Genomic DNA, 1,232 nt, shown 5'->3' with positions numbered 1-1,232 from the left:
TGAATCGCCACTAACTTTGTAGACACTGCTCAGCCGATTGATTGAACTGCTTTTCAAAGTCTATCGGAGATAGCAAGTTATTGGAATTGTGTCTTCGTTTTGAGTTGTAGAAGAACTCGATGTAATCGAAGATATCCCGCTTTGCTTCATCCCGGTCATTGTATATTTTGCGTTTAATCCTCTCTCGCTTCAGTAGTTGAAAGAAACTTTCAGCCACGGCATTGTCATGGCAGTTACCTCTGCGGCTCATGCTAGATTCAAGATTGTGTGCTTTTAGAAACAGCATCCAATCTTCACTGGTGTATTGGCTACCCTGATCTGAGTGAATCAGCACCTTTTGTTTAGGCTTCCTGCGCCATACAGCCATTAACAATGCATCTAATACCAGCTCTTTGGTAATACGCGACTGCATAGACCAACCCACAATACGGCGGGAGAATAAGTCCATGACAGCGGCCAGATATAACCAACCTTCATGCGTACGAATATAGGTAATGTCAGTCACCCATGATTGATTCGGCATCCCTGGATTGAATTCACGGTTCAGCCTGTTAGGCGCTGCCACATGGGGCTTGCCACTACAATGGCGTGGCTTGCGATAGCCAACCAGTGCCTTGAGGCCGTGCTGATGCATCAGCTTGTAAACACGGTTGATCCCAATACGCTCACCCCAAGCGCGCAAATCGCTATGCACTTTGCGATAACCATACACACCACCAGACTCCAACCAGCTTTGCTTGATAAGGCCAGATTGTCGTTGGCTTGTTTGGTAAGCCTTGGAATACGGTTGCTTTAGCCAAGCATAAAACCCACTCGGCTGAACATCCAACACCTTGCATTGCCACCGTATCGGCCAGCAGTCCTGATGCTGTTGTATAAAGGCATACCTCAATCTGACTGCTTCGCGAAGTATGCCGCGGCTTTTTTTAAGATATCTCGCTCTTCAGTGACGCGCTTGAGTTCTTTACGCAGACGTTGCAGCTCTGCCTGCTCAGCTGTTTTTGCTTGATGCTCTGCTGCATCTGGGCCGTACTTCCTGACCCAGGCATACAGACTATCGACTGTGACATCCAATCTGCGGGCCACTTCAGATACAGCATATCCGCCTTCAGTGATTTGACGGACGGCTGCTATTTTGAATTCTTCTGGATAACGTTTACCACTCATACTGCACCTTTCTTTTATTGCCATTATTACGGCTTAAAGGTGTCTAGTAAATTGGTGGCGATTCA

1 protein-coding gene is annotated in these 1,232 nt (G+C 47.1%); it reads right to left on the bottom strand.

Translation table 11 applies throughout. The annotated features are described in order from the left end of the window. Positions 1-10 precede the first annotated feature (10 nt). Positions 11-1,167 (bottom strand): IS3 family transposase gene (locus ACT53D_RS14265; protein WP_476156852.1). Its coding sequence is split into 2 segments (ribosomal slippage): positions 11-933 and positions 933-1,167, totalling 1,158 coding nucleotides; the frame shifts between segments, so codons are not numbered across the junction. Positions 1,168-1,232 lie beyond the last annotated feature (65 nt).

The sequence above is a fragment of the Methylophilus sp. DMC16 genome (assembly GCF_056314045.1).
This window is presented reverse-complemented; position numbering and strand designations above follow the sequence as displayed.